General features: G+C 38.0%; 5 protein-coding genes. All 5 read right to left on the minus strand.

The annotated features are described in order from the left end of the window. Nucleotides 1–325 precede the first annotated feature (325 nt). The 5 genes from JF818_RS12885 to JF818_RS12905 all read right to left on the minus strand — a co-directional run bounded on the left by JF818_RS12885 (nt 326) and on the right by JF818_RS12905 (nt 6,221). Nucleotides 326–1,036, minus strand: a complete 711-nt coding sequence (locus tag JF818_RS12885) for a FadR/GntR family transcriptional regulator (RefSeq protein ID WP_198892394.1) — start codon at nt 1,034–1,036, stop codon at nt 326–328. Nucleotides 1,037–1,038: 2 nt separating this feature from the next. Then, nucleotides 1,039–3,036: a hypothetical protein gene (locus JF818_RS12890; protein ID WP_198892395.1), complete on the minus strand. Its 1,998-nt coding sequence runs from the start codon at nt 3,034–3,036 to the stop codon at nt 1,039–1,041. Nucleotides 3,037–3,103: 67 nt separating this feature from the next. Beyond that, complete coding sequence (locus JF818_RS12895; protein WP_198892396.1) at nt 3,104–4,438, minus strand: ABC transporter substrate-binding protein; 1,335 nt, start codon at nt 4,436–4,438, stop codon at nt 3,104–3,106. A gap of 26 nt (nt 4,439–4,464) precedes the next feature. After that, entirely contained in the window at nt 4,465–5,316 is an 852-nt protein-coding gene (locus JF818_RS12900) for a carbohydrate ABC transporter permease (protein ID WP_198892397.1), read from the minus strand. A gap of 14 nt (nt 5,317–5,330) precedes the next feature. Continuing rightward, on the minus strand, nt 5,331–6,221 hold the full coding sequence (locus JF818_RS12905; protein WP_198892398.1) for a carbohydrate ABC transporter permease: 891 nt from the start codon (nt 6,219–6,221) through the stop codon (nt 5,331–5,333). Between the last annotated feature and the right edge of the window lie 325 nt (nt 6,222–6,546).

Here is a 6,546-nt window from a genome sequence, read left to right on the forward strand (position 1 = left end):
CACGAAGGCTCAGCGGCTCATCTTCGATCTGTTCAGTGTTGAGTATCCATGGAAAGGCAAGCTGATGAATGTAGGGGATGAAGATCCGTTCGAGACTGATTGTCCGCTCTCATAGTTACAAAACTTCGGGAATTTGGGTTATAACCCCACACAGCACTCCGCAGAGTCCTTTGAAATTTGAACATGGAATTGGAGTGATTACGGAAAACCTGAAGCGTCTGAAAAATGGAGAAGATCTACTTAATTCACAATCATGTAATGATGTGTTGAATTAGAAGCATCAGCCATATTCATCTCAGCTATACTATAGAGAAATAACATGAGATTACGATATTAGCGTATTCAACGAACTATCAATATCAGATAGATGTTCTCTCATCTTTTTCTTTGCAAGTTGTGGGTCATGTGCTTTAATTGCATCGACGATTTCTCTATGCTGCCGCAAATGCTTTTCAACCACCATATTCCTATCATTGCTTTTTTGTTTTAAGAAGTACCACATATTCTCATTCATGAGTGTCCAAATATCTGACATAATCCGCTGTAATGCTTTATTCTGGGCACCAAGAGCAATCATATCATGCAAATCCCTGTTCATCGTTTCCAAAGACGCACGTTCACCACGTGCCTCACGATTATGCTCCAATAAGGACTCCAATTGATCACAAATCTCGGGAGTAGCACGCATTGCACACAATCGGGCACATTCACATTCAATCAATAGTCGAGTTTCTACTATTTCATTTGGGCTTATTTGTTGATCAACCAACTGCTCACTCAATGCTTCCAAAGCATCAGCTTTCATAGAAGGTGTTGTTACATATGTACCATCCCCCTGTTGCACTGTAAGAAGACCTTTTGTTGCTAAAGCAGTAATTGCTTGTCTTACAGATGCTCTACTCACGGAAAGGGCTGTTGCTAAATCACGTTCTGATGGAAGACGATCACCAGGTTTGAGCTGTTTCTCATCAATCAAATCCTGAATTTGTTGCATAATCAGAGTATATATTTTCTTTGTTTTTATAGGTTCCAGCATATCTACTTCCTGGTACAATGAATTACTATTGCTTCAAACGAATCAACTAAATCCAGATTTAAGCTATATGTCGATTTTTCTTTACTATATGCAACATTTTGCTTAGAGACAAGAGATTCAACCGAAACAATTGTTTCATCATCTCTCAACCTAATCCTCAACAACAAACTTCTAAGATTTTGTGATTTGAAAAATGTACTACCATTAAATCCTGCTAAGTTAATCAAATGAAGAATATATGAAGCAGGCCCATCCTCAGGATATGAACCAAAGACAACTTCAATCTGCTCATTTGAATCCAATTCGATAACCGGTTTTTGAACAATAGATTTTATTCGATCCAGTATTAAGTACTTATGCTCTGGATATCCATATCGCTTATACAATTTTCCCAGTCCGATTGAAAATAATTGTCTCTTACCATCAGGAGTAATTGCCCCAAGATATTTCCCACTTCTTATATTCCCTTGGCACATTTCTGGAGGCCCAAAGGTGCCTACAGTCATCTGCTCCATACATCCAATGGATCCATCTAAAACCTTCAATCCTACTACTGGCCCATCTAACATTGACCAATCGGTATCTGATAGTGAAGGAAAGAGGCTTTGAGGAAAATTTCTTACATAAGACCATCTTGCATCTTCTACTTCCCCTGCGGTATCTATTGAGAATAAAGCATTGAAATCAGGATACTGTGTCTGTTTCCAAGTAGAACCAGTCCAGATGATTGGCTTTTTGCTGTTTGCCAAGATATCCATTAGTGTACAGGTATTTGAAAGATCAGGACAAATAATTAATTTACATCTCTTGAGATGATGAGGTTTTATTGCTGCTTGCTCAACAACTCGGAAACTTATGTGTGCTTCTTTCAATATTCTATACAAACCTAGATACTCATCCAATTGCCACGATGTAGGATGTGGACCAGGCTTAATCAATACCACGTCCTCCAATATCGAGAAATTACCATAGTATTGTTCATTTTCAGCATGATATGAATAAATCTTCTCTACAGCCTTGAGACTCTTTCGGTCAGGATAGTCTTTGAATACCCCAATAATACAGAAATCCATTCCTGACCCATTTGCAAGTGCTTGAATAAGCCTTATCTCTACTTGAGGAGTAGGAACACCTTGAAACCGATAATCTAAACCTATTGCATTAATACAAACATTACTAATTGTTTTTTCATCCCATGTCCCTTCAACTGATTGAATGTTTTCTGAGGCAGAATACTCCCAGAGCGGATAGGGTCGGTGTATTTCTGTGTTAGATTCTTTCTTGATAATGTCAACACAATCATCTGTATAAGTCGAAACTGCAATATTCTCACCATATGATTTCACAAGGTTACGAATATTATCCATCATTTCATGAACAGTTTCTAATTTGAATTGTTGATATGTATTAAATACAGGATCATTTGGATCTTCTTGTGTCGGAAGAGATAATCCATATCGATCATAAAACATTTTTCTACATGAATCACATTGGCATATTCCATGATAATTATGAGAATAGTCTCGGGTGAAATATCCAAACATATTGAAGAAGACTCCATCGATAGGATACCGATCAAGTGTTTCCTTCAAAATCGCCAAACTCTTCTCTTTTTGAAAACCGCCATTAACACAGGTATGAACAAATCCATTGTAATTGACAGATTTATTATCCAATGAACGGTAAGCCCAATCAGGGTGTTCAGCAAAGATGGATTCATGAATCTTGCTAAAATCAAAACGAGCTATAAACCTAATGTTGTGCTCATGACAAAGGTGTACCATATCACCTGTCAGATCGCCACTGCCTAGAGATGGACTACGATAGTGAAATGGCAACTCTGTTGGATAAAAAGACACCAAACCACCAGTATTCATCAACAGAACATTAGCATTTAGCACTTTCAACTGTTCAATCAAAACTTGACGGTCTAGTGATGCATCGCTTGATCTAAGATTTGTTTGAATCAATCTCTGGTTGTTTCTTTTCCACCACTCCATACCCCTACCCATCCTTCATATTAATATAGATGTGGAGGAGCAACAGCTCCTCCACATAATGACTTACCTACTCGATTCCATTAGTCTTTCTAATTCTGCTCAAGATAGAATCAAATTGTGACATCAAAGAATCGGCTGTCTTGTCTACTGTCTGACTTCCAACAATAAATTTCGAATACTCATTCCGTAATGCTTCAGTCAGCTCTGCCACCAGAATAAACGGAGTATACTTTGAATCAGCTGATTGCATTAAATATCTAGTACTTTCATAAGCTGGTCCAGAGAGGACTCCCATATCTGCAAGCACTTTCTGTCCTGCTTCTGTGGGAGGTACCGAACGCTGCAATTCTAGTTCTGCAATAGATTTTGGATCATTCAAAATGAAATTTAGCAATCTTGCAGCATCTTCTGCATTCTTAGAATCTCTCGAAATAGCCCAGAACTGAGCTGGACGTACAAATAAGCCATCGGCTTCTGGTCTACCTAAACTCGGATAAGCCATAATTCCTACAGGACTATTTGAGGTATCTTCATTCTCAGCCACATTACTCGTCCAACAATACCAGCCAGCCCAATTACCAGCTGCAACATTTGTAGTAGTTACAGTTGTCCCGGAGAGAGACTCAACTTGCTGACGACCTGCTGGAAGCAACCCAACATCAGTCATTCTTTCAAACAAATTCAATGTTTCCACTAAATCAGAACGTGTAAATTGCATCTGCGCTTGGTCATTTACATAATAAGCACCTGCTATTTCACTAAGTACATGAACTAGGAAATGAGAAAGGGAATCTTTAGTAGTAGCAATCAATGCCGAAGATGGACCCATTGCATCATGGAAATCTTTTCCATATTGAATAAATTCTTCGAACGTCCATGACTCACCTGGGCCAGGAGGAAGAGGATTACCTGTCTTCTGTACATATTCCTGTAACTTATTGATGTTATAGGTATAAGTCCAACCACTGATTCCGGTTGGAAGACCTAACAATCTACCGTTAATTTCACCACCTTTATAAAGATTCTCACTAAACTCTGATAAATCAATATAATCAGAAAGGTCGTAGAGATTCTTTAGAACTGGATCCTTTGTGTATGCTACCTCTGCCATCCATTCAGTGCTAAAACAAAACAAGTCTGGAGCAGTTCCATTAGCTAATTGAATGATAATCTTATCATGATAACCATCAAATGGGTTTGGCATGGTAGTTACTTTCTTATCAGGATTTGCTGCCATATATTGATCTACGGCTGCGTTTGTAGCGGCATGACGAGTTTCATTCCCCCACCACATAAACGTCACAGGTTTTGATGCTGCAGTCTCTGATTCTCCAGCAGCAAACACAGGCACCATTGTAGCAATAATTAAAATTGCTATACCAATTACCATCTTCTTTTTCATACGCCCTCCTTTTGCAAAATGCAAAATCATCCTTTTAAACCTGTTGTGGAAATACCTTCCACAAAATTCCTTTGCGCAAACATGTATAGAATCAGAGGTGGCAATATTGCCAACACTGACATCGCCATCGTGTTCTCCCATGAAATCATTCCAGAAGAAGTATCCATGGATATCTTCAATCCAATTGATACTGGAAAGAGATGTTCTGATGAGAGATAAATCATTGGACCAAGAAAGTCATTACCTGTCCAGATAAACTGAAACAACATTACAGTTACTATTGCAGGTTTCAATAAAGGAACAAGTATATAAATAAGCCGTCGTACTGGCCCACAGCCATCGATGATTGCTGCTTCGTCCATATCACGGGGAAGGGATCGAAAAAACTGCACCATAAGAAACACAAAATAGGTATCTGCAGCAAACAAGGAAGGTAGAATCAATGGAGTATATGAATCTACCCATCCAATTTTTGAGAACATTATATAGGAAGGAACGAGAACAACGGTCATCGGGAATAACAACGTAGCAATTAAAACAGAAAACATTGATTTTTTATAGGGAAAATCAAATCGGGAAAACCCATATCCTACAACAACAGCTGAGAAAGCTGTGGCCAAAACTTTTAGTACCACATAAACGTAAGTGTTTTTGAAAAATGTCAAGAATGTCGATGCACCTGCTGCCCTCCATCCATTTTTATAACCATTCAAAGTAGGATTTTTTGGTATTACTGAAAGGTCGGCAAAAATCTCATAGGAGGTCTTAAATGATGATCCTATCAACCAGAGGAAGGGATAAACCATCACTATTCCAATTGCAATTAAAATAATATAGTTCAAAATTTTATCTACTTGCTTTCTTTTTAAGTATGCCATAGTTTCCTCTCCCCCTAATCCTGATAGGTAACCCAATGATTCGATGATTTAAACAATAGAACAGTTACAATAGTGATGACTGTGAACAAGATAATTGACAAAGCACTGGAATAGCCCATCTTTAAATACCTAAAAGCATTGTTGTAAATCAACAGCGACATTAGTTCAGTTGCCTTACTTGGGCCACCTGCTGTAATTACGTATGGAGAATTGAATTCCTGAAATGCAGTAACAAGATTGGTCAACATATTGAAGAAAATTACAGGAGTAATATATGGGATAATTATTGACCAGAATGTTCTTTTCCTAGTTGCACCATCCACCTGAGCCGCTTCAACCAAGGCTATAGGAATATTCTTTAGAGCCGCAAGGAACACTACCATTGTAGATCCAAATTGCCATAATTTTAAAATACTAATTACAAATAACGCTGTATAAGAACCGGCTAGCCAAGTAGGTTGAGGAAGATGCAACATCCCGAGAAACGCATTTATCATTCCTTTTTCCATGAACATGTACTGCCATAAAATCGCTACAGCGACACTCCCTCCCATCAATGAGGGAATGTAGTAGATAGAACGAAAAATCCCAATTCCTTTTACTTTTGAGCTTAGAATGTAAGCAATAAAAAGAGAAAATATTAGCCTAGAAGGTACGGTAAGAAGTACATAGGCAAAACTAACTTTTAGGGAATTCCAGAAATCTGGACTTAAGAATGCCATTTTAAAGTTTTCAAAAGCAACAAAAGTAGGTGCGGAAATGATTCGATATTGTGTAAAGGAAAGAAAAGTTGAAAGAATCAAGGGAAATGCTTTAAAAGCTAAAAATCCAATAAGCCAAGGAGCTACAAAGATCATACCAATGTAGTCCTTCCTTCGGCTCATTCGTAACTTTTGTTGTTTCATATACAATACATCCTATATAACATAATGGTAAATTGGTTAGACCATTTTCGTGGATTAATGGTCATACCAATATCCTAGAACACATACAAGTATCTGTCAAAACATTTATTAATTATTTTTCAATGTTCACAACTTAAGCCCAACTCTCCCAAAATCTTAACAATTTGACTTGTGATTATGATGGAATTGGGTCTTTCGCTTGTTTTCTGCCCTTGGTACTGTCCGCCCTGGTTTTATGGGGCAGACGAATTTCTCCGCCCTCTGAATAATCTTATTCATCCGCAATGTCAGGGTCTTCGGAGTTTTTGCTGTAAGCGCATAAATG

Origin of the sequence: Sphaerochaeta sp. S2 (assembly GCF_016406725.1) — a bacterium.
Classification (GTDB): domain Bacteria; phylum Spirochaetota; class Spirochaetia; order Sphaerochaetales; family Sphaerochaetaceae; genus Sphaerochaeta.